The sequence below is a fragment of the Arcicella sp. LKC2W genome, from assembly GCF_034931005.1.
Classification (GTDB): Bacteria; Bacteroidota; Bacteroidia; order Cytophagales; family Spirosomataceae; genus Arcicella.
Window position 1 is genome coordinate 215,262 of the sequence record NZ_JAYGIN010000007.1, and the last position, 23,061, is coordinate 238,322.

At 36.1% G+C, this 23,061-nt stretch carries 16 protein-coding genes and 1 other RNA gene; 7 read left to right on the forward strand and 10 right to left on the reverse strand.

Features of this window, described 5'->3' with window-relative positions:
- Positions 1-256: 256 nt before the first annotated feature.
- Entirely contained in the window at positions 257-1,579 is a 1,323-nt protein-coding gene (locus VB796_RS08085) for a vanadium-dependent haloperoxidase (protein WP_323346017.1), read from the reverse strand.
- A gap of 170 nt (positions 1,580-1,749) precedes the next feature.
- Between VB796_RS08085 and VB796_RS08090 the strand changes: the two genes are divergently transcribed.
- The 3 genes from VB796_RS08090 to VB796_RS08100 all read left to right on the forward strand — a co-directional run bounded on the left by VB796_RS08090 (position 1,750) and on the right by VB796_RS08100 (position 7,424).
- Positions 1,750-3,297 carry a S8/S53 family peptidase gene (locus tag VB796_RS08090; RefSeq protein WP_323346018.1) on the forward strand — a complete coding sequence of 516 codons (1,548 nt, stop codon included), beginning with the start codon at positions 1,750-1,752 and terminating at the stop codon, positions 3,295-3,297.
- 758 nt (positions 3,298-4,055) lie between these two features.
- The gene (locus VB796_RS08095; RefSeq protein WP_323346019.1) at positions 4,056-6,323 is read left to right on the forward strand and encodes a DNA/RNA non-specific endonuclease; all 2,268 of its coding nucleotides are present in this window, start codon (positions 4,056-4,058) and stop codon (positions 6,321-6,323) included.
- Between the two features lie 240 nt (positions 6,324-6,563).
- Positions 6,564-7,424: an alpha/beta hydrolase gene (locus VB796_RS08100; protein ID WP_323346020.1), complete on the forward strand. Its 861-nt coding sequence runs from the start codon at positions 6,564-6,566 to the stop codon at positions 7,422-7,424.
- Positions 7,425-7,539: 115 nt separating this feature from the next.
- Here the strand turns inward: VB796_RS08100 and VB796_RS08105 are convergent, their stop codons facing one another.
- The 6 genes from VB796_RS08105 to VB796_RS08130 all read right to left on the reverse strand — a co-directional run bounded on the left by VB796_RS08105 (position 7,540) and on the right by VB796_RS08130 (position 14,698).
- Positions 7,540-8,625, reverse strand: coding sequence for a family 10 glycosylhydrolase (locus VB796_RS08105; protein ID WP_323346021.1), 1,086 nt, complete (start codon positions 8,623-8,625; stop codon positions 7,540-7,542).
- A 36-nt stretch (positions 8,626-8,661) separates the two neighbouring features.
- On the reverse strand, positions 8,662-9,726 hold the full coding sequence (locus tag VB796_RS08110; protein WP_323346022.1) for a carbohydrate-binding family 9-like protein: 1,065 nt from the start codon (positions 9,724-9,726) through the stop codon (positions 8,662-8,664).
- Positions 9,727-10,051: 325 nt separating this feature from the next.
- Positions 10,052-10,450: a transfer-messenger RNA gene (gene ssrA / locus VB796_RS08115) on the reverse strand.
- Positions 10,451-10,677: 227 nt separating this feature from the next.
- On the reverse strand, positions 10,678-12,714 hold the full coding sequence (locus VB796_RS08120; protein WP_323346023.1) for a TonB-dependent receptor: 2,037 nt from the start codon (positions 12,712-12,714) through the stop codon (positions 10,678-10,680).
- A 434-nt stretch (positions 12,715-13,148) separates the two neighbouring features.
- Positions 13,149-13,295 (reverse strand): hypothetical protein, encoded by a 147-nt coding sequence (locus tag VB796_RS08125; RefSeq protein ID WP_323346024.1) that lies wholly within the window; start codon positions 13,293-13,295, stop codon positions 13,149-13,151.
- Positions 13,296-13,816: 521 nt separating this feature from the next.
- Positions 13,817-14,698: a DNA-3-methyladenine glycosylase family protein gene (locus VB796_RS08130; RefSeq protein ID WP_323346025.1), complete on the reverse strand. Its 882-nt coding sequence runs from the start codon at positions 14,696-14,698 to the stop codon at positions 13,817-13,819.
- Positions 14,699-14,811: 113 nt separating this feature from the next.
- Between VB796_RS08130 and VB796_RS08135 the strand changes: the two genes are divergently transcribed.
- Both VB796_RS08135 and VB796_RS08140 read left to right on the forward strand, forming a co-directional pair.
- The gene (locus tag VB796_RS08135) at positions 14,812-15,324 is read left to right on the forward strand and encodes a methylated-DNA--[protein]-cysteine S-methyltransferase (RefSeq protein ID WP_323346026.1); all 513 of its coding nucleotides are present in this window, start codon (positions 14,812-14,814) and stop codon (positions 15,322-15,324) included.
- A 327-nt stretch (positions 15,325-15,651) separates the two neighbouring features.
- Positions 15,652-16,779, forward strand: a complete 1,128-nt coding sequence (locus VB796_RS08140) for an SdrD B-like domain-containing protein (protein WP_323346027.1) — start codon at positions 15,652-15,654, stop codon at positions 16,777-16,779.
- A gap of 130 nt (positions 16,780-16,909) precedes the next feature.
- Here VB796_RS08140 and VB796_RS08145 read toward each other — a convergent pair whose 3' ends face one another.
- Complete coding sequence (locus VB796_RS08145) at positions 16,910-18,271, reverse strand: deoxyguanosinetriphosphate triphosphohydrolase (RefSeq protein ID WP_323346028.1); 1,362 nt, start codon at positions 18,269-18,271, stop codon at positions 16,910-16,912.
- Between the two features lie 117 nt (positions 18,272-18,388).
- On the opposite strand from VB796_RS08145, the gene VB796_RS08150 reads away from it, so the two are divergent.
- Both VB796_RS08150 and VB796_RS08155 read left to right on the forward strand, forming a co-directional pair.
- The gene (locus tag VB796_RS08150) at positions 18,389-19,720 is read left to right on the forward strand and encodes an APC family permease (protein ID WP_323346029.1); all 1,332 of its coding nucleotides are present in this window, start codon (positions 18,389-18,391) and stop codon (positions 19,718-19,720) included.
- A 304-nt stretch (positions 19,721-20,024) separates the two neighbouring features.
- Entirely contained in the window at positions 20,025-20,405 is a 381-nt protein-coding gene (locus VB796_RS08155) for a DUF2809 domain-containing protein (protein WP_323346030.1), read from the forward strand.
- On the opposite strand, the gene VB796_RS08160 is transcribed toward VB796_RS08155, so the two are convergent.
- A complete protein-coding gene (locus VB796_RS08160; protein ID WP_323346031.1) occupies positions 20,402-21,598 on the reverse strand; it encodes a THUMP-like domain-containing protein in 1,197 nt (398 codons plus the stop codon). The genes VB796_RS08155 and VB796_RS08160 overlap by 4 nt on opposite strands.
- Before the next feature lie 41 nt (positions 21,599-21,639).
- Entirely contained in the window at positions 21,640-23,043 is a 1,404-nt protein-coding gene (locus VB796_RS08165) for a TolC family protein (protein WP_323346032.1), read from the reverse strand.
- Positions 23,044-23,061 lie beyond the last annotated feature (18 nt).

Here is a 23,061-nt window from a genome sequence, read left to right on the forward strand (position 1 = left end):
CAAACTAAAATTGCCAACTTTCCAAAAGTTGGCAATTCTTACTTAATACACTGTTTAATAAGTTATTTAAACTTCCCGAAAGTTCTAAAACTTTCGGGAAGTTCTCCAATCAAACATTTTAGGGTGAAAATTATTCAGAAAACTTATTAAACACTGTACTTAAAATGATATTTTATTGAAAAATCTGTAAAATATGTGTTGTTTACATCTGCGTCATCTGCGTTTCATCTGATAGCTGAATGACGGTTTCATCTACTTATTTTCTGGTTTTTATTTTACTAACAACCCAAGCACCAACTCTTTCACCTTGTGCAAAGCCATTATCCAAAGCGGGACGGAAGTGAATTCCTCCGTACAAACGGCTGATTGATGCTTCTAAGGCCGCTTGTTTAAATGAGGTGAATTTTCTTACAGGTAAGCCGTAAGGAATTTCTGTTGAATCATTGAAGGCAATATTATCTCCTAATGTTTTATTCAATGCGGTATAAGCTGCTGCCGAAATTACCGAGTGTCCAGACGTATATTCTGGGAACGGTGGCGTTTGCAAAACGGGTTGCCAATCTTTATCAATGTTGGTATTGATGATACTTTCGGGGCGAATTCTTACGGTTTTATATTTTTCTGTCCAACAAGAAATAAAGCCATCAAAAATAGCCATTGAAGTCATCAAATAAGCTTCTGCTGTTTGGGCAACATCGGTTTTTAATTGGCGAGATACTTGTGTTGTAATGCCCATCCAGTGTCCACCTGGAGAAACTTTTTTGGTAGCAAACATCGCATGACCTGTAATATTCATTTTGAAAGGATTGCAATCCCAAAAATTGGCAATATTACGTTGTTCGTCCGTCAGGTTTTTCCCTGTGTTGTAACAATCCATGACTTCTTGGTAATACGGACTACCTTTAGTTAAATCAAATTTAGAAGGTGCAACTGGTGGAAATTGTGCAGATGTATCTAAAGTCAAAGGTCTAATTTTAGTCCAATTTGGTTCTACCGCATCCATATACGCAGGAGGCGTAGGAATCCAAGTGCCAGGTTTATTGGTAACTGTATAACGGAAACCACGAGTTTGTTTGTAGTTATCCTTTTTAGAATAATTCATAATTGAAGCCGCTACTGAATCTCCAAAAGCGATAGAATTTTCAAAAATGTCATCTGGAATCCCCGTTGCTTTGTATTCTTCCCACATTTTTTTCTCAAAATCTACATATACTTCTTGAGCGAATGTTAAGTTTTTACCAACTGTCAAAAATGCCTGTGTTGCGGCTAAACCATTACAGATTTTCTTGTTAGTATCTAATTGGTACACCGTTTGAAAACCTTTTAATTGACCTACCATCGACTGATATTTTGGATTGCCTGCAATGGCTGCTTCATACGCTGCCAATGAGGAATACATATAAATACGACTCGAAACAGGAGGTGCAAAAATGTCATGAATAATTGATTCTGTTACTTGGAGTTGTGTTCGACGTAAAAATTCTGGGCTTTCAGCCGCTTTTTTCCAGTCTCCATTGTCTTTCTTACAACTAAATATCAAAGAGATACTTGTTAAAAGAATAAAAAGATTACGTTTCATTGGTTAGCATTTAAAATGGAGTTTAAAATTACATAAAAGCTATCTAAATACCTGCTAATGGTTTGATTAGATGAAGCATAAGTAGATAGTCGCAGAAAATTATATGTTAAAATTTACTTATTTCAATAATTTGCATAATTTTACCGTAAATATTTAAAACTTAACAACTTATGAAAAAAATTACTTCTTTATTATTTATCGCTATTTCATTTTGTGCTTGTACGGTTGAAAATTCACCAAATGAAGCATTATCGCCCAATCCAAGTTCGCCTGTATCCAAAACAGAACTTGACCAGACTATTTTTAAAAGTTTGCAAGACAATGGCAAATTTGAGTGGTCGAGTGCGTCGGATATGATGGTTTGGAGTGCGTTGAATCAATCTGATAAAGTGCTTTCAGTAGGCTATAAGCCTGAAAGTGAAGGGAATATAGATTCCAAAATTCATTTGATTAATATTAATGAGACTGCTTGGAAAATGGCTCGTGAAGAGGTTTTGGATATTATTTTTGAAGAAGAAAGTAAAACTAATTCATCTTTGAAAAGAAGTGAATTAGAAGTTTTTGAAGAAAATATTCTTCCTGTTATTGATGTAAAAGTAAGTAATTTAAGTACAATAGAAAGATTAAGAGCCTCAAAATTAGTTCGTTATGCCGAGCCGATGGGGTATTCTCCAAATGTTGAGACGGGGAAAAGTGATGCCAAGTCTAAAATTAATTCTGATAGCGGATGTGATTCAAATACACCTGAAACGGGTTTGTCTTCTACTGACTTCACAACGGTTTCTCCTAATGCTAAAGCTTCTTGGAATTATGCTTATCATAGTGTAACCCAAGCTTGGGCAAAAAGTACGGGTGCAGGTGCAAAAATGGTAATTATTGATACAGGTTGTAGTAGCACACAAGAAAATTTAGGGTCAACTTTTAATCAAGGTTCATCTTCTGGCAGAACCATTGAAAAGTTGGTAACTCTCCCAAGAGATAAATTTTTGGGAATAAATATCGGGCCTGTTGAAACGCCCAATGACGCTTGTGGACATGGAACTTCTATGCAAGGTGCGGCAGTTGCTCCACGTGGTACAGACGGAAATACCGCAGGAATTGCTTATAATGCCAATTTAATTAGTATTCGTGCTGCGGCAGATGTATTTTTGAATGAAAGTCGTGAGTCGAAAGGGGTTGCTGATGCTTTTACATTGGCAGGAAATAGAACCGATGTAAAAGTGATTTCTATGTCGATGGGAAATATTATTTCGAGTAGCCAAGTGGCTGATGGCGTGCGTTATGCGTATGGAAAAGGTAAATTGATTTTCTGTGCGGCGGGTACATCTTTTGGTTGGACTGCTGGCTGGGCAGGTGTAATTTTTCCTGCAAGTATGCCTGAAGCTGTGGCAGTTACAGGGATTAAAGACAATTTAACACAACGTTGCGAAGCTTGTCACGAAGGTTCTGATGTCGATTTTGTGGTAGTGATGGAAAAAGCATCTGGCGGAAGAAAACCATTGAGTTTGGCAATGTCTGGAGATGTTCCTTCAACTGTTGGAGGGTCTTCAGTAGCAACGGCTTCAACGGCTGCAATGGCAACTTTAGTTTTTTCAAAATATCCAACATGGACGAGAACGCAAGTTTTTGACCGTCTTAAACAAAATGCCAGCTATTACCCAAGTAGAAATGGCAATTTTGGTTGGGGACGAATCAACATTAATAATGCTTTAAACTAATCACCTGCATAGAATTTGGGTTTGATAGCCATATAAAGATTACAAAATCTGTCTGCAATAAGTCAGTATTTATGGTTTTGACATGGCTTCATTTTCCCGATTCTCCTATGTGGTTACTTAGGATTAAGTGGTTTTATTAAAAAAGCTATCTCAGTTTGAGGTAGCTTTTATTTTTCAAAAACCATTGTGATAAAGTCAAATAGAATTTTGCCCGATTTCAAAAGTTGTGCTTGCCCAAATAGGATGAATGTCATCTTTTACGGTGATATTTTAGGCAGTCTTAGCTTTTTAAATTAATTTATAATTTCTTAATACATTTTCATCAACATAAAACTATTCCAATCGTAGGTTTACATGATTTATTCAACCACCGAATTTGAATCTGTAACACCACCCAACAGCATATTTTATCTACTTCATCAATAATCTACCTTCAAATAAATCATCAGTATCTACCTTCTAAAAATACACCCATCAGGTTTTATCTGTTTTCTACCTTCATTTGCTTGTACCTATAATTCAACATTTTAGGCTCTACTCTTTTTGTCATTCTTAAAAATTGCACAATTTCTTATGCAGTCGAATAGTCATGTCCGTCAGCTTGGAAATTTGGGCTTTTCTACGCCTTTCTGAAAATATCTCAACAAACAAAATTATCCTAAGTTATTATGTATCAAGCTCATACCCTTTTGAGAGTATCATCGAATACTCATGTCAAATTTTTCAAATTTAAAACGTTCCTTTTTTTCCTTTTTCTCATGAATAGTTTAAGCTCTTTTGGGCAAACCTACTATGATATGTCATTGGGGAATTATACCGAAAATTTTACAAGCTGGACTACTCCTTCAACAAATTCTTGGTCATCAGTAGCGGTAAGTGCAGGCACAATTCCTTCGGCAACTGCCACAACGGTTGCTTCTGCCACATTTTCATCGGGAACGTCTGGTGGTGTACAAAATGGAGCTACCAATATTCAATTTTTATCAACGGGAACGACTGACAATTCAAGTGCAGTTGCTTTAGACCTTAACCTGAATTTTACCAATAGAAATGCAGGAACGCTTACTTTTGATGCAGCAACTGTGGCGAACAGTACAGGTAATAGAGCAGGAAGTTTGAGAGTTTATTACGCAACTAATGGCACAAGTTGGACGGAATTATCAGGGACGAATTTGCCATTTACAGCCAATAATAACGTGGCAAAATCAGCCAATATTAGCATAGCGTTACCGTCTGCGTTGAATAATCAGGCTACGGTAAAATTGCGTTTTTACTATCATAATGGTGGTTCTGCTCTTACTTCTCCATCGGGTAGCCGACCAAAGATTTCTATTGATAATCTGACGGTTACGGGTGTTAGCACAGGCCCTAATATTAATGTAAATCCAAATACATTAACGAATCTTAACTATTTTACAGGAAATGGCCCTTCAAATGCAGGTACCTATAATGTAACAGGTTCATCTTTGACGGGAGATGTTTCTTTATCGGTTACAGGAAATTTTGAAATTTCAACATCTTCATCATCAGGCTTTACGACTTCCTTGACATTAACGCCCAATGCTGGCTCATTGAATACACTTATTTATGTACGCTTAATGAGTGGATTATCTCCTGCTCAATATGAAGGAAATGTTACTCATAGCGGAGGCGATGCTCCAACAAGTCCAGTGGTGAATCTTTCGGGAACGGTTGCGGATATTGTTTTGCCTACTACCTTAGCTTTTGCCAGTATTACGCCCACGTCACCAACACCCAATATTGGTTTTTCGGTAAATATTCAGTCGCAAGATGCAGACCAAAATGCTCAAAATGTTACCAGTCCCACGACTGTTACATTGACTTTACAAACAGGTTCTGGAACACTTGGCGGAACATTAACGGGTGTAATTCCCGCAGGTGAAAATAGCGTTAACATTAGTGGAATTACTTATAATAAGGAAGAATTAGGCGTTATCCTAAGGGCAACAGTTACGGCTGGAGATGCTTTAACTGCCACAAATAGCCCTTCTATTAGTATTATTGACAATACGCCTTCCGTAATAATCAGGTCGGTGAAAAGTGGAAGTTGGAATGACCCAACCAGTTGGACTTGTAATTGTATTCCTGCTTTGAATGATACCGTAAGAGTTCGAAACTCACATATTATTACCGTAATGAGTGCAACATCAGACCAAGGTTGTGCCAAATTAATTGTTGATACAGGCGGAACGCTTAATATCCAGACTGCCGATTTTAAAGTTAATTTCCCTGTCATTCCTGTACAATCAAATAATATTAATTTGGCAATGGGAAATCCTTCTAATGCTACCAATTCGGTTATTAATGAAAATAATTATTTATTGGAAAAACCGCAATATGTGATGAGTTATAGTAGAGCAAAGGCAACATCAAATTGGGTAAGTTGGTATTTGAACAGTGCGTCCATTGGTTCAACATCTCGTCAAAATGATTTTAGAAATGATACTTCTTTGCCAAGTGGTTGGTATCAAGTAACCAATACTGATTATTCGGGAAGTGGTTTTGACCGTGGACACATGACTCCATCGGGAGATAGAACGAGTAGTGTTGAAAACAATTCAGCTACTTTTTTCATGACTAATATGATTCCGCAAGCACCCGATAATAATCAAGGCCCTTGGGAGGGTTTGGAAAGTTACTTACGTGGACAATTGGGTAACAATCAGGAAATATACATTATTGCGGGGTCGTATGGTGTAGGAGGGACTGGCTCGGCAGGAAGTGCCAATACAATTGCAGGTGGAAAAATTACTGTACCTGCTCAGACGTATAAAATTGCAGTTATTTTACCAACTGGAGATGATGATGTGAATCGAGTAAGCAATTCTACCCGTGTCATCGCTATTATTATGCCCAATGTTCAAGGTATCAGAACCAACGATTGGCGAACGTATCGTACAACGGTAGATGCCATTGAAGCTGCTACGGGGTATAATTTCTTGTCGAATGTGCCAACTGCTATTCAGAATGTTATTGAAGCTCAAGTAGATACGGTTTCTAATTAAGTGACAGAAGAAGCATTTTGAGTTTCTTCAAAAAAGCCAAGTTTCGATATGAGACTTGGTTTTTTTATGAAATGATGCTTAACTTAAGCCAAGAATAAATTATTTAATAATATTGATTTCGTTCATTTGGTAGTGGCGTATAGCATACGCCAATGTCATGACGATGTTGGCGTATGCTATACGCCACTACTAAACGTCAAATAATTTATTCCAAATGCTTACACTCATAAAACTAATATCATGAAACACTCACTTTCATTAATTCTCTTCTTTTTTTGTCTCATCAAAATTCAAGCACAAGAGGATGTCGAAATCACCAAAAACCTTGTTTATGCAGAAGTAGAAAATAAAAAACTCACACTTGATATTTATAAACCCAAAGGCAAAAAAGACCCCTATTTGATTGTTTGGGTACATGGAGGAGCATGGCATTCGGGCAATAAAGAAAATCCTCCTTTGGGATTATTGCCATTTGGATACGCTTTAGCAAGTGTTGATTTTCAGGCAAGTACCGAAAAACCTTTTCCTGCAAACGTGCATGATATAAAAGCGTCTATTCGTTTTTTGCGAGCGAACGCCCATAAATATGGTTATCAATCGGATAAAATAATTATTTGGGGAAGTTCCTCAGGCGGACATTTAGCGGCATTAGTGGCTACGACTAACAATAATTTGGTATTGGAAGGAAATCTTGGAAATTATACCAATACGTCGTCGTCAGTACAGGCTTGTATTGATTTTTATGGGCCAACTAATTTCTTGACAATTCTAAATCAATCAACGCCACATGGTTTGAATGTACGTTTGCCCGCTTTGGCAATACTCTTAGGAAAACCTTTAGACCAAGCAACTGAATTAGCAAAATTAGCCAGTCCCGTTCATCAAGTTGATACTTCCGACCCACCGATTTTCATTGTACACGGCGAACAAGATAGTCAAGTTCCTGTTAATCAATCCATAGAATTATGGAGTGCGTATAAAAGTAAAAACCTGAAAACTCAAATAGAATTTATTCCCAATGCAGGACATTCTGACCCTGCTTACAGTAAGAAAGAATTGATGGAGAAAATTGGTAGTTTCTTAAAGGAATCGGGTTTTTAGGAGAATGTGAAGGATAAATTTATCCCTACAAAATTAAATTAGGCATATTGGTAACCCTTCCAAGCGTTTAAAATGCTTGGAAGGGTTTGTTTTAACTTCTCAGAAGTACACTATTTTATGAATTAACACCTTTTACCAACGCTTTCAGTACGTCGTCATTGACATTGCCGAATAGTGAAACTCCTGCTGCTCCATTTTTCAAAGCCAATTTAATTCCCTGCGTAATCTCATCGTTACTGTCAAAATCGGGTAAATAAAGTCCTGCGTATAACGGAAATTTTCCGTGTAATGCCTTTACGCCTTCTTCTACGGCATCGCCAATCCAACTGACATCTTCTTTGTAAAATTTATGGTAAATCATCGGACAAACTAAGTTTAAATTCCAATTTACCCAATCCTGACGAACAATTCTTTTGGCAACTTCTGGCGTTGGAAATACGGCTGCACTGATGGGCTTTTTGAAACTTTTGGTCGTTTCAGCAAGATGATTTACCAAGCGAGTTACGTTGTTATAACGGAATTTTCGCCACGATAAATTTTGGTCTGGATTCTCGACTTTGGTAATATCAATACCTTTTTCCTCTTTAAATTTCTGCTGACAAACTTTGCAATAACAAAAGTCATATTCTGGCAATTCTTGATTTTGTTTGATTCCATAAACTTGCCAAAGATTAACTGCCAAAATAACATCGCAATAACGGACATAATCCAAATGAATACCGTCCACATAAGGCTTACTAAGTTCTGTTTTGACCACATTTTCAAGATAATCACACACTTCTGGACGAGAAGGACAAAGCCAACGATAATACCCAACATAAGGCGGTTTGTCGGCACAAGATTCACCTTTTCTATTAATGGCATACCATTCTGGATGAGCTTTCAAAAGACTTTCTTCTCCACGATTGAGCGTCCAAATCCAGCGGTGCGTGGTTAAACCTTGTTTTTTAGCAATGGTAAAATGCTTTTCGTCGTCAGCTTCAAAGAAAATACCCGTAATGCCATGAGCCTTATATTTTTTGTATCGTTCCGTCAAAACTTCCGCCGATTCTTTATGGTCGGGATTAATCCAAACCCAATTTTTGAGTGTTTTTGCTGATTTTTGCGGAGGTAAAACAGGCTTTGCATTAATCAATTGTGAAGATTCAACGGCTGCAAAGGCAGTTAAACCAACTTGTTTTAAAAAAGTACGTTTGTTCATGTTATTGATTTTATGATGAGTAAAATTAGGGAAATATCAAGGCTTTTTTATGACATTTAAAACGCTATCTTGATTGAGCGTAATGAACGTTTTTTTAGCTTTATCCGAAACATAAATGATAAAAGTTTGGCTCGTTGCTTCTATCAAAATTTCGTAGTCGTTATTGTCAAATGAAAGTTCTATTAAATTACTCGCATGGCGTTGATTTTTAGCGAAATACGTTTTTTGTTTGTCATAAATTTGCCAAGCAATTTGTTTTAATTTTTCGCTTTCTGGAAGAGTGAAATTGATAGGCGTTGCTCCGACATTTTGAGTAGAAAAAACAAGATAACCCCAACGCTCAGGCAAGTGCATATTGATTGCTCCTTGTGGCGACCATACCCAATTGTATTCTGGTAAAACGCCTTCGTTATTTTCCTTTTTCTTGCGGGTGTATTTTCTGTCTTCCAAAGAAAAATCCCATTCAACTCGTGAAAAATTAATTCGCCAAAATGATAAATCTTGCGGAAGATGATTTTTATCGTCCATATTGAGCGAAGAAATTGGAATAGCAATTTCCACCGTCCAAACTTTATCAATATCCTTCGATTTGTTTAAAGTTCCATCGATATGAACAGCAGTTTTGAGGTTTTTTATGTCCCAATTAATCAGGGCATTTCCGCCGTTTCGATAAGGTTTTGGCAAGAAAAGGTCAAACGTATTATTGGCTGCATTTACTTCCAATTCAAAGTAATTTTGAGTGTCGCCATCGGGGTCAATAAATACTTCAAAGTCATTTTCTAAGTAAACAATTTGGTCTTTTGTGGTTTGATACGCCCAAATATTTGTCTCTTCCAATTCCGCCGCAATGTATAAATATTGGTCGTCCCAAAGCATTTTTGCTTTTGTAGCTTGCGTTGGCAAAGGTTTTTTATCACCTTCAATATCAACAAATAAGTTTGTCCATTGAGCTTTTTGCCAAGAAGGTTCATTTAATTTTCCATCAATTTTCAAAGGTTTCTCAGCTCTGAAACAAGTATAATGGAGAGGATTGGGAATTGCTTGCGAAAAACCAAAACACAGTTTTAAGCAAACTATTCCAGAAAGAAATAGTTTTTTCATGTTTTAAGTACAGTCGTTTTGAGGTAAAATCACGACTTTTGTTGATGAAATAATCTGATTAGTATTGACACTTTGAGTGTATTCCTAATCAATCAATTGCTAAAATAGACTTTTGTAGGAGAATTCAAATCCTGACTTGAAGTGCTTTGTCGGAATTATTTAGAAGGATTTAAGAAGTTGTTAGAAAAGTATTGTTTTATCTAAAAATAGGGATATAAGGCTATTGAGATTTATAGATAAATATGATTTTTACTGCCACTTTATTGACACAAAATAATTTTAAAAACAAAAAACCCGCTTTAAATTGCTTTAAAGCGGGTTTTTGTTGTGGAGACGGAGAGATTCGAACTCTCGTCCAGACAAGGAACTCGATAACTTTCTACACGTTTAGTCTTGATTATTTTTTCGAGACGGTCAAGGTTCAAGCCTGACCTAATTCCATCCTTATCCTCTCTGTACTAAATGTTTGCTTAGAGAAATCACAACATTCGACTTTGCGAAGCGTCCCCCCAAATCTCCACGGCAAAGTTTAGCGGAGTGGGAGGTGGCGAATAGTCGCAATCTAATTGGGACTATCCAAAACGAAATTCAATTAAGAATTAAGCTGCCATGGCATACTGAGTATTGCCGATTATTGTTTGGACTGATTAGTTACGGGAGGTCAAGACCAACTCCCGACGTGCTTACTACCGACCTGCACAAGCTGTCAATACCGGTCGTCCCCATTTTGTAATTGGGATTGCAAAGGTAATATATTTTTTAATTTTACAAGCGAATAATTTGAATTGTCAATTTTATTTCGAAACAATAAAGGGTTTGTCTCAAGACAAACGATAGACCACTGATGAGACGGATTATACTGATTCTCGCTGATTTTTCTTTATTTTATCTGACTAATCGCCCCAGTGTAAATCTGTAAAATCAGTTCAATCTGTGGTCTAATCGGTTATACTATTTTCCAATGCTCAACGTCAAACCTCCAAAAATAAAACTTCCCGAAGCAGGCTCAAAATAACGATTGGCAGTAGCATTAATCAGGACATTGGCATTGTATATTTCATTCAACAAATTATTTATGCCAATAAATGGTTCAAGCTGAAAATTGCCAATATTTTTCTTATAACCTGCTCTTAAATTTATAGTCATGTAAGCATTATTCGTTACCGTATTGGCATCGTCTGCATAGATTTTACTAATGCTTCGTACTTGTGCAATGGCATAAATTCCGATGTTGGGAAAATACCTGATTTCTCCATAAATATTGTGTTTTGGGATTCCTGTAAGCATATTTCCATCAAATTTTCCAGCCGTAGTTTGGTATGTTTTGTACCTAAAATCGGAGAAAGTATAGTTAAAATAAGTGGTCAATCCTGCTCTGATTTTATAGGTTAATCCCAGTTCAATTCCCTTTCTTTCTGATAATCCTGCATTTCTGAAGTAAGTTCTTGTAGCTTGATTGGGCAATTGATACGGTACAATTTCATCCTCAACTTCAATATAAAAAAAGGATAAGTCAACTCTGAATTTCTTACTCAAAATACCTTTATAACTCACTTCAAAATTCCTTGATTTTTGTGGATTTAGGTTCGGATTAAACCCACCTACTCCACTCGGATTATTCGATAATTCATTTAAAGAAGGTGTTTCAAAATTGGTAGAAAAATTAATAAAAATGGATTGTGATGGAGTAGGAGCGTATGAAAAACCTAACATTGGATTAATTTTCTGGAAAGATTGCGTAGCAGATTGGTCGCCATCTGAAAGAAATTTATCTGAAATCTGTAATCGAACATCGTCAAAACGAGTATTTAAAGACATTCTGAATTTATCATTAAATGAAAATTCTTGTAAAATAAATACACCGATATTGCTAAATTCTTCTATTTGGTCGAGTCGTAAAGTGCCTTTTTCTCCTGATAAATTATCAAATCTTTTACGATTATCCTGTTGATTTTCAAGGTCTAATCCTGTTTTTAGTCGATATTTCTTGGTAGAAAATTGATAATTAAATCCGCCTCCTGCAAAATCTCGGTTAAAAGCAATTTGCCCACTTGCTTGAAATGCTTGTTGGTTGGCAAAATCCCGATTCAAATAAAATATTCGAGCATTAATTTGATGTTTTTTGTTAAAATTATGGTCATAAATAAAAGCAATTCTTCCTTGTTTGAAGGTTTCATAAGCGTTAAAAGTCAGATTTGCTTGTCGTGCTTGTTGGCGATTTTTGTCAATTTCGGTTTGTGTCAAAGCTCCAGCGTCTTCTGCTTTTGGACTATTGATATAATTGGCTAAAAATGTTAATTTATTTTTATCTGTAAATTGATAAATCACTTTTCCATTCACAAAATTGCGTTCCAAACGGCTATGTTCCCGATAACCAGTGCTTTGCAAACGAGACGCTGATACGAAATACATTAATTTGCCAAGGGTTTGCCCTGTTTTGAACTGGTATCTTTGTAAGCCATAAGCTCCAATATTAGCTTGAAATTCAGCAAAATTTTTCGTAGCATTTTCCGAAAACATACTGATAACCCCGCCAGACGCATTTCCGTACAGTCCAGAGGCAGGGCCTTTGATAACTTCCATGCGTTCCATCATGCCTACGTCCAAATTTCCAACTTTTGCCGTGCCATCGGGGATTGATTCTGGAATGCCGTCCATCATAATTTTCAAACCTCTAATGCCAAAAGATGCTCTTGCCCCAAATCCACGAATAGAAATGCGTAAATCTTGAGCAAAATTTTCAGAATTCATCGCAAAAACCCCTGAGACTGCTCCTAAAGATTCGAAAAGAGAAATTTTTGATTGTCCAATTTGTAAACGAGATTGGTCGATTACGGTAACAGAAAGTGGTGTTTGAATGTCTTTTGCTATAATTCGTGAAGACGAAATAGTGACAGATTGCAGTTCTTTTGATAGTAAAGTTGTATCTGTTTGAGCAAAAATTGTTGCTGAAAATAAGAGAAAGGGAAGGAAATATAATTTATACATTTTGTGTTTTTTATTACACAAAGGTAGGGATTATTGGTGATTGGTTAATTGGTGATTGGTTAATTGGTGATTGGTTAATTGGTGATTGGTTAATTGGTGATTGGTGAATTGGATTATTGGTGAATTGGATTATTGGTGATTGGTGAATTGGATTATTGGTGAATTTGCGATTGTGAATTAGTAATAGCGTAGAAATTATCGAATGAATAATAATCACTCAATCACAATTCACTCAATCACAAATTATAATAATCACTCAATCACAAATAAAAAAACCCTGAAAAGTCGAGACTCAACAGGGCTATTATTATGGGTTGGATTATTAAATTTTTATATTAAGTAAGGATTATACATTGTCAAAGTACAAAGGTGTAGTGGAGAATCGACTCTCAAAGTCCGCCAACTTCTTAAATCAATTTACTCCACTTCCTCTGCTAATACGGATTTGGAATTGATCGTTCTGCAACATCCGTTTTGCGTCCGCCAACACATAGTAGCGTGCAAAACTTTCCTCCCCGTAAGGTCTTTCCCGAAGGTTGCCCTTTAAAAACGTCCGCCAACATTCTTAAATTGTTGCTCACTTCGGGGAAAATCTTGAAATCACATTTTGCATAAAAAATAAATATGTTTTATGTGATAAATCAGCTTTTAGAGAATAAAATAGCTGACTAAATTTTAACTCAAAAAAATGTAAAATACGGTGGTAAAAGGGGCAGAGAATTTCTGCGAGAAAGGAATTGTAATGAATTCCGCCACTGTTATTTTTCAAAGATTTGGTTTAGCTATATCGAGGCTTTTTGTTTGAATTCTCCTATTAAATTAGGAGAATTCAAACTCCTGAGCTTGACCCAAATTCTCTTCATGGCGGTAAAAAGATTGGATTTTTGTCAATTAAAATTAGAAATCTTCATTTAGACTTCTATCTTCTTTGGTTTCAATTACCGTGCCAAACTTTCTTGGCAGGCTACTACTTTTTTAGTTTTTGTCTTTCGACTCCTAACATTTGTGGCGGCATTGCTGGGATATTTATGTAATGACAAATGCCGTGCCAAACTTTTGTGAAATGAGAAAAATAGTAAAAAGAAATGTTTTTGTGCCTTAATTATGTAGGAATTGCTAAACTTCTCCATAAATAAAAAACCGTGTAAGCTTCCCAATTTTTAAAATTGATAAAAAACGATTCTAATTCTCCACGACTGGGCCGTTTTGGGAAGTTTTTTAGACCATGAAGGGCATTATATAACCCAACGTCACCGTAAGTAATACATTCCAAACGTTTCAACGATTTCATTAAGGCATAATTTGCCGTCCATTCTCCGATACCCCGCACTTGAATTAATTTTTTGAGAGCTTCCTCTGTACTCAATTCAGAAAGTTTTTCTTTGGAAATATTCCCATCTACAAATTGTTTGGCTATTTCTATTAAATACTCCGCCTTTCGATTTGAAAATTGCATTGGTAATAAATCTTCAACTTTTAACTTGGAAACAACTTCGCAAGAAGGAAAAGCATAGTATGCCGAATTTTCAAAACTTAATTTTGTTCCAAAAGCTTCCGTAAATCGCCGTTTGAGTTTATAGGCAAAACGCAAATTAATCTGCTGACCAATAATTGACCAACATAATGCTTCAAATAATTCTGGAATTCCCAAAAGTCGCAGACCATTATATTCAGAAACCATGTAATTGAGGTCAGAATCTTTACTTAAAAGTTGATAGAAATCAGTCAAGTCTCGCTGAATATCGAACCATTCTTTAACGAAATTGAGAATGGCTTTTTCATCCGAATTTCCCTGTAAAATACTGACGAAAAGGCTACCTTCTTTTTCTGAAATATCAATTAAAGTTGGTGTTCCTTGAAGCAAAAGTAACTTTCTGACTGACCTTTCTCTGACTTCATGCAGACAATCATCATAATTTCTATCTAAAAACCAAAGGCATTCTTGAAACGAAAAATTGGTGGGAATGGGAATTGTAAAATTCATAAGTCAGGAGGTCAAAACATTTGTTAAAATCAAAACGCAAGATACGGAATAGAAATATGTGAAAAAATCTGCAAATTGCGTAAAAGCACGACGGAATTTACCTCCGTAATTTTATGGAAGAAACAATTTTTACAAAATATATAGATTCTCCTTTGGGCGAATTAGAAATTTCAGCAACTGAAGATTATCTGACCTCTATTTTATTTGTGGATGCTCAAAAAAAGCCAAGTCCGAGAAAGGTAGAAACTGAGTACGTTCCGACAGTCATTACTGATTATGTCCGCCAAATTGCCGAATATTTTGAGGGAACTCGCAAAGATTTTGACTTGAAAATTCAGCATAAAGGCACAGATTTTCAGAAAACCGTTTGGGCAGAATTAGAAAATATACCTTTTGGAAAAACGATTTCTTACTTAGAACTTTCCCGCAGAATTGGCAACGAAAAAGCCATTCGAGCCGTTGGAACTACCAATGGGAGCAATAAATTTAACATTATCGTGCCTTGTCATCGAGTAATTGGGGCAAACGGTTCGTTAGTTGGTTACGGCGGAGATTTATGGCGAAAAAAGTGGCTTTTAGAACATGAAGCAAAAGTTTTGGGAAATTACCAAACGAGTTTGTTTTAGTAACACAGGCTTTAGCCTGTATTTGAAATTTACGTACAGACTGAAGTCTGGGTTACGGCTATCGGCATAATTTTTGCTCATATTTATTGATTGATTTTTAAGGCTATGCCAAAAAAAAGATATTCTTTAAATTCTTTTAGCCAAGATTCAATTATATCCCCTAATTGCCAAGTAGAGGTGTTTTTATCAATAAAAGTTGATAAAATAAAACAGTAAAATCAATCTGAAATCCTTTTCAGAGGTTTATTGTTAAGCCTAAGTTTTAATAATTTATCGCTTTGAGCGATTTTAAATTAAATCTTTTCAGCTTAAAACTACCCATTGGTAATGAAGAAATCTTCCCATTTTCAACCCTCGAAAGCAATCACTCATTGCTTGTTATTATTCCTATTTTTTGCGGCTAAGTCTCAGATATATGCTCAAATTAGTATTTCAGTTAATGATACAATTCCGACTTGTATTGGAGCAAATTTTAAAATTATCACCACAACTAATGCAGGAAATGGAGCTGCCTTTTCTTGGAAAGGACCAAACGGTTATGTATCGTCAGAAAAAGATGCGACCATTGCTAATTTAGTTGCTGATGGAATGGGCGTTTATACCGTAACTGTTTCCATTACGGGGCAATCGGCAACGGCTACCACACTTGTAAAGTCCAATGCCATAGAAATTGCCGTTATTGGTGGCTTCACTAATGTGTGCGTTGGAGAAAATTTACGATTGAGAGATGTTATTATTCGTAATGTGGGAGAACAACCTTTGTCTTATGCTTGGACTGGACCTGATGGTTATACTTCAACGGCTTCTGCAACCAATATTCCAACCACCGAAGACCTCCGTCAAGTGGGAACTTATACATTAACCGAGACGTATGAAAATGGTTGTATTGTTATTGCTTCTTTAGTGCCAACGGTGAATAAATGTTTGAGTATTGGTAATTTAGTTTGGGACGATACCAATAATGATGGCTCGAATAATAACGGAGAAATTGGACTTGGAAACGTAAGTGTTAAGTTATATAAAGCTAAAATTGAAGGAGGTTCGCCGACTAATAATGTAGATGGAGTTGCTATTCAAACCACCACAACCAATGCTACAACAGGAAAATATTTGTTTGCTAATTTAGTTCCAGGATTTTATATTGTAGAAATTGAAGCACCTGCCAATTATAAGTCGAGTGTGGGGACAAATGATTCACCAACAGGTATTTATGAACCTTCCGTAAGTGCCAATGATGATACAAATAATGACGATGATGGCACTTCATTTTTAGGGCAAATGATTAGGACATCTTATATAGAATTGAGCAATTTTACAGAGCCACAAAACGATGGAGATACCACCAATGGCACAACGGCAGATAAAAACTCCAATTTAACCATTGATTTTGGACTTCATAAATCGGAATGTCCGTCTGTGCCGAAATGTATTCCGTTTATGGCGAAGAAGAATTAAGTAACACAGACTTTAGTCTGTATGTTTGAATACAGGCTAAAGTCTGTGTTACAATTTACAGACTAAAGTCTGTGTTACAATTTACAGGCTAAAGTCTGTGTTACAACTTACAGACTAAAGTCTGTGTTACTCAATGAATTGTAATACCAGTAATTCGTCTATACAAATCAACGGCATATAAGTCCGACATTCCTGCTACAAAATCCACCACTATTTGAATATTATTATACAATTCTCCTTGTTGAATATTAGTTTGTTTGGGGATGAGTTGCAATAATTTTCCTGATTTTGGACGTTGTGGATGCAAAATCGCCGTAACGAACTCGTCTAATAATGCCCCAATTACGTTGTAGCCTGCAATTTCTATTTCAATTACGGACTTATGATTGTAAATATCACTGATTGAAATTTTATCTACACGTTTCAAACACGCAAGCGTATGAGTATCCAAAATATCCACCAAAGATTTGTTTAATTCTCCTGATAAAATCTCTTTTTCATGTGCTAAAAACGCTTCTGTACACTTTTGAGAAAGCAGATTTATCAACATCGCTCGCAAAAAAGCTAACTTTTCGTTGTTGTCGTCGATGCGGTGTAATTTGTCATTTTTGATATAATTGTACGTTTTTTCGTCCTTTTCCCAAAAAGGTAAAAGTAAGTCTATCACCTGCTGAGCCGTCAAGATTCGGAGGCGGTGAGCATCTTCCAAATCTATAATTCGATAACAAATATCATCGGCGGCTTCCATCAAAAATACGAAAGGATGACGAGCATAAGTGTTGCGTTCATCGTCTAAAACTCTAATGTTCAATTCATCGGCAACTTGGCGATAAATGTCAATTTCAGAATCGAAAAAGCCTGATTTTTTTGTGCCAATCAGTCCCGTTTCTTTATTAAATCCATTGGTCGAGTCAGTTGGGTATTTTACAATGGACGCAATGGCGGTGTAGGTCAATTTATGCCCATTATCGGCATTGGTTAAAATTCTAAAAGCATTGGCATTTCCTTCAAATTTACGAAAGTCATTGAGTTGATTTTCAGATAGTTCTGCTTCTAAAGTGTCTCTGGTTTCTCCTGAAAGATTATCAAAATAATTACGAATTGCCGATTCTCCCGAATGCCCAAAAGGTGGATTGCCAATGTCATGAGCCAAACAAGCCGTTGCGATAACCGTCGGTAAATCGTAACGATAAAACTCATGAAAATCAGCAGATTCTTCGGGATATTTTTGCGATAATTTTACGCCAACGGCTTTCCCCAAAGAACGTCCAACCGATGCTACTTCTAAACTATGCGTTAATCTATTATGCACGAAAATGGGACCGGGAACTGGAAAAACCTGCGTTTTATTTTGCATTCTTCGGAAAGGAGAAGAAAAGATAAGACGGTCATAATCACGTAAATAAGCATTACGGACAGGGTCAGATTTCTCGGTTTCGTACTTCTTTTCGTCACCGAGTCGCTTGCTGGTGTAAAGGGTTTTCCAATTCATTTTGATGGTATAAGGCTGACCTTTGTTATCGGTTAAATGGAATAAATTATTTACTCAAATTTATGATTTCTGAATGCTAATTTCTAATTTACGATACAAGAATTTTCATCAACAAATATGCTCAATAAAAACAAACTAAACCTTTTCGACACCATCATGCTCGTGGTGAGCTTAATTATTGGTATGGGAATTTTCAGAAATCCCGTAGAAGTAGCCAAAACGGCACAAACGCCTACTATTTTCTTTTTAGCATGGATTTTAGGCGGAATAATTAGCTTTTTAGGTGGCTTGACTTACGCAGAAATTGGCTCCCGATATGCCGTGAAAGGTGGTTTTTATAAGATTTTCTCTTATTGTTATCACCCCGCTTTTGCTTTTATGGTCAACTGGATGTTGGTGATTTCTAATGCTGGGGCGGTATCAATTGTGGCGATGGTTGGGGCGGAATATATTAATCCTGTTTTAATGCCCGAATCTTTGCAAAATCCATTGGGAATCAAAATTACTTCTATCGGCACAATTGTGATTTTGTACGCTATCAATTTTATCGGAATTCGCCTTTCTGCAAAGACTCAAAATGTGCTTTCAATGATAAAAATTGTCTTGATGGGCTTGTTGATTTTGACCATTTTTGGCAATCATCCTACGCCAAAAGCTTCTACCAATTTAGCGAGCGAACATTGGGAAACGATGGATTATTTTAAGGCTTTGGCTCTCAGTTTTATTCCGATTTTCTTTACGTATGGAGGTTATCAGCAAACGATAAATTTTGGAACGGATATTGAAAATCCTTCAAAAAATACGCCCAAAGGCATTTTTATTGGTTGTGGCTTGGTGATGTTTTTATATTTGGCAATCAATTTTGCGTATTATAAAGTTTTGGGAATGGAAGGAATGGCAAATTCTACGTCTCTAACTTCTGATTTGGCGAAGGTATTTTTTGGAGAAACAGGCTCAAAAGTTACGTCAGTTTTGTTATTTATTTCGGTACTAACTTTTGTAAATTCTTCGATGCTAACCAATCCAAGAGTTTATTTCGCAATGGCGGAGGATGGGGTTTTGCCCAAGTTTTTTAGTAAGCAAAATGACAAATCGCAAGTGCAAGAAATTGCTTTGACGGTTTACGTTAGCTTTTTAATTCTGTTCCTTTTCTTTGGAGATTCCTTCAAAGAATTATTGAATTATGTCATGTTTTGCGACTCAATAGGAATGATAACTTCGGCTTTTACCATTTTTATATTACGTAAAAAAATCTTGCAAACTTCTGAAAGTCTTTATACAATCGGCTTCGGGAAAGTGCTTTTTCCTGCCATTTTTATTGTTACTTATACATTGGTGGCTGTTAGTGCTTTATTGAGTAATAAAGAAAATTTACCAACGGCAATTGGCTTGTTTTTGGGCGGTTTGCCCTTGTATTATTTGATTAAAAAGATTATTCCCAAATCGTAGGACAGGAATCTTTCCTGTCTTTGGGTAGAAATTTTATAAAAAAAATACGGAATTATCTACTATTTGTCGCAAGACAAAATTAGACCACTGATAGAACAGATAAAACAGATTTACACTGATTTTTCTTTAAATTTATCCGTGTAAATCCGTTGAATCAGTACAATCTGTGGTCTAATTTTATTCTGCGACAAATTGTTGATAGTTCCGAAAAAATAAATAAATACACGGTAAAAATTAGGAGATTTTCCTTTGCAATAGCTTTATAAACAGTAATACCTGACAACTAAATCCTACATAATCGTTCATGAAAAATAGGCTGATTTACTTGCTCTGTGCTTTATTTCTCATTCCGATTGGCTTGGCTACACGTATTTACGGAACTGAATTTATGAAGCTTTACGGAGGAGATGCTTTGTGGGCGATGATGATTTATTTCGGTTTCAGAATGTTATTTCCCTCTAAACAATCGAGTGCATTTTGGTATGCACTTATTTTTTGTTACCTCATCGAAATCAGTCAGTTATATCACGCAGAATGGATTGATGCTATTCGTCAGAACCGTTTGGGTGGTCTGATTTTAGGCTTTGGCTTTTTGTGGAGTGACTTAGTTTCGTATCTGGTTGGAATTTTAGTGGGCTATTATTTGGATAAAGTAGGACAGGAATCTTTCCTGTCAGCTTATTAGACAGGAAGGATTCCTGTCCTACGGCAAACAATCACAATTTTCTGATTTTGAGCGTCAGTAGTTGCAAAAAGATATTCATTTCCTCCTTCCGAAAGCTTCAATTTCTCTCGAATTTGTTTCACCGTCAACGGAAAATTACGGATAGTTATGTTCGCTTTATTTTCCGTTAAATGCTTTGAAATTTCCTTTTTATCCAATTTACAAACGGCCACAATTTTGAAACTTCTTCCTTGAAAATCTTCTACTAATTTCTCCGAAGTATAAAGATGGCTATGCGGTGCAATTTTCTGTAAATCAAAGTGTTGTGCGGTAAAACGGAATGCTCCTGTTTTTAAAATGGCTGCATTCGGTTCGTATAAAAATTGTTGTGGCGAACCTAATTTTATGGTAGCATTTTTTTCTTCTGACTTCGAGAAAATAAGTTCTGTCTGGTGATTTTTAGTAAGATTAATGGCGTGTAACCTCACCCCCAGCCCCTCTCCAACAGAGAGGGGAGATTGCAAGTGAAATAACACTTCTTTAACCTCATTTTCAACTGCCACGACGTACACATGAGAAACACTTCCTAAGTCGGTAATTGCCAAATCAATATCCAACATCGGAGAAGCTTTCAGTAGAATATTATCTGTTTTTTTGAATAGTAAGTCTTTGATTTGTAGGATATTAGGTTCGCAATCTTGTAGTCTTACCACTTTACTTCCTGTATCATCTCGACGGTGTGGGTCGAGATAAATCCAAGAGAAATGAGTGTTAAATTGTTCAAAATTCTCTACCGAATTTCCCGCCATAAACTCGGTATTTTTTATCCCTAATTGCTCAAAATTATATTTTGTAACATCCAGTAAATCAGCGTTTTGTTCATTGTAAAAGGCTTTTTTGAAGTTTTTGCTCATGTACGCAATATCCACGCCCATGCCTCCTGTGAGGTCGATGAGCATTTCGCCTTCTACTAAACTTGCTTTGAATTTTGCGGTAATTTCTGAAGAAGATTGTTCTACCGAAAGCATTTTTGGAAATACAATTCCTTCATTTTCAGACCATTCTGGAAGTTTTACTTTGGCTTTTTGTCGGGCTTTAATTTGTAAAACCAAATCAGGAATATTTAGATTTGGGTATTTTTTAGCCTGTAAAAGTAAAGTCGTTACTTCATCGTTTTGATGAACTTTGATGAAGTCTTTTTCAGCTTCAGACAATGAATATTTTGGTGAATTTTCGATAAGTTTTTTTTGTAAAATTACAAAATCTCAGTCAAACCAGACATATAAGCCAAATTTGCTAATGCTTTTTCGTATTTACTTTTCAAAGATTCTACCTTCGTTTTCATTTCAATCCACTTACTTTCTCTGGAATTTATCAAGAAAAGGGTACTTTCTCCGATGTCAAATTTACGCTGTTCTGCTTTAACCAAAAGCTCTTGATTTTTGGTAGCATCTTCTTGAATTTTCAACTGTTTTTCATAATTTCGAACGTCATTATAAGCTACATAAACTTCGTTCATAATTTCCCGACGAGCCAAATTTAACTCAAAACCTGTTGATTGTTGTTTAATGCGAACTTGCTGTAACTTACCTCTTTCTTTCCTTAAAAATAAAGGCATTACAAATTCAAATCCCAATTTATGATTACTCGTAGAAAATGAGTTTTCATAATTGTAAATCGCTTTTGAAGCAAAACCGTCTGCAATGAAATTAAAATTGGCGTTGAAAATCGGTTTCAGCATCTCTTTTCTGAATCGCTCTTCAATTTGTAATTGGTCAATTTTTACGTTAAGTTTCAGGATTTCAGGATGTTGTGCTTTTGCTTGGCTAATTAATGATTGCAAAGTTGTATCATCCACTTTACGGATTCCTGCCAAAGGTGGCGTGGCATCTTCGGGCAATTCTAAAGGCGTTTCGTTGGCACTCCACAAATAATTTGAGAGAGCTAAACGGTTATTTTGGAGGTCGATAAGTGCTTGTTCCAAAGCCACTTGACGGTCTTGAAGTGTAATTTTTGCTTCCACCGAATCGATAGTTGCCTGTTCGCCAATTCTTGCTCGCTCACGAGTTGCCACGAAACGTTTGTCTGCCAAATCATAACCTTCTTTAATTAATTGTAATTGTTGGTATGAAAACCACCATTCCCAATAGGCTTTTGCTGCATAATAAATGGTTGAGTTGATGAGTTTTTGGCGTTCTGCTTCGGCATAATTTTTGGCTAAACGAGCTTGTTTTAACGTATTTCTGCGAGCATCAATTACTAATCCTTGACCAATTGGAAGGCTCAATCCTGCAATGAATAATTGGCTTGATTCTTCGGGCAATAAATTTTTACCTGTTCTGTTTTCATAGCCTAATTTAAAATCTACACCCGACCAAGTTGGGATTTTCAAAGCATTTTCCCACCGATTGTAATAATCTGCTCCTTTAAAGGCTTTGCGGTCGAAATTTGAAGAAAGTTTTGGGTCAAAAGCCCCTTTTGCTTGCATAATTTCAGCCTCTGCATCATTTGGATAAAGATTGGCTTGTTTAACGGTTGGGTGATTTTTTAAGACTAAACTTTTAAAATCTTCGTAACCAAAGCTGGTTTGGGCTTTAAGAGTAATATTGGCAAGTAACGTTAGAAAAATAACGTTTAAGATATTTTTTATTTTTTTCATACACAGTAGAGACGTTGC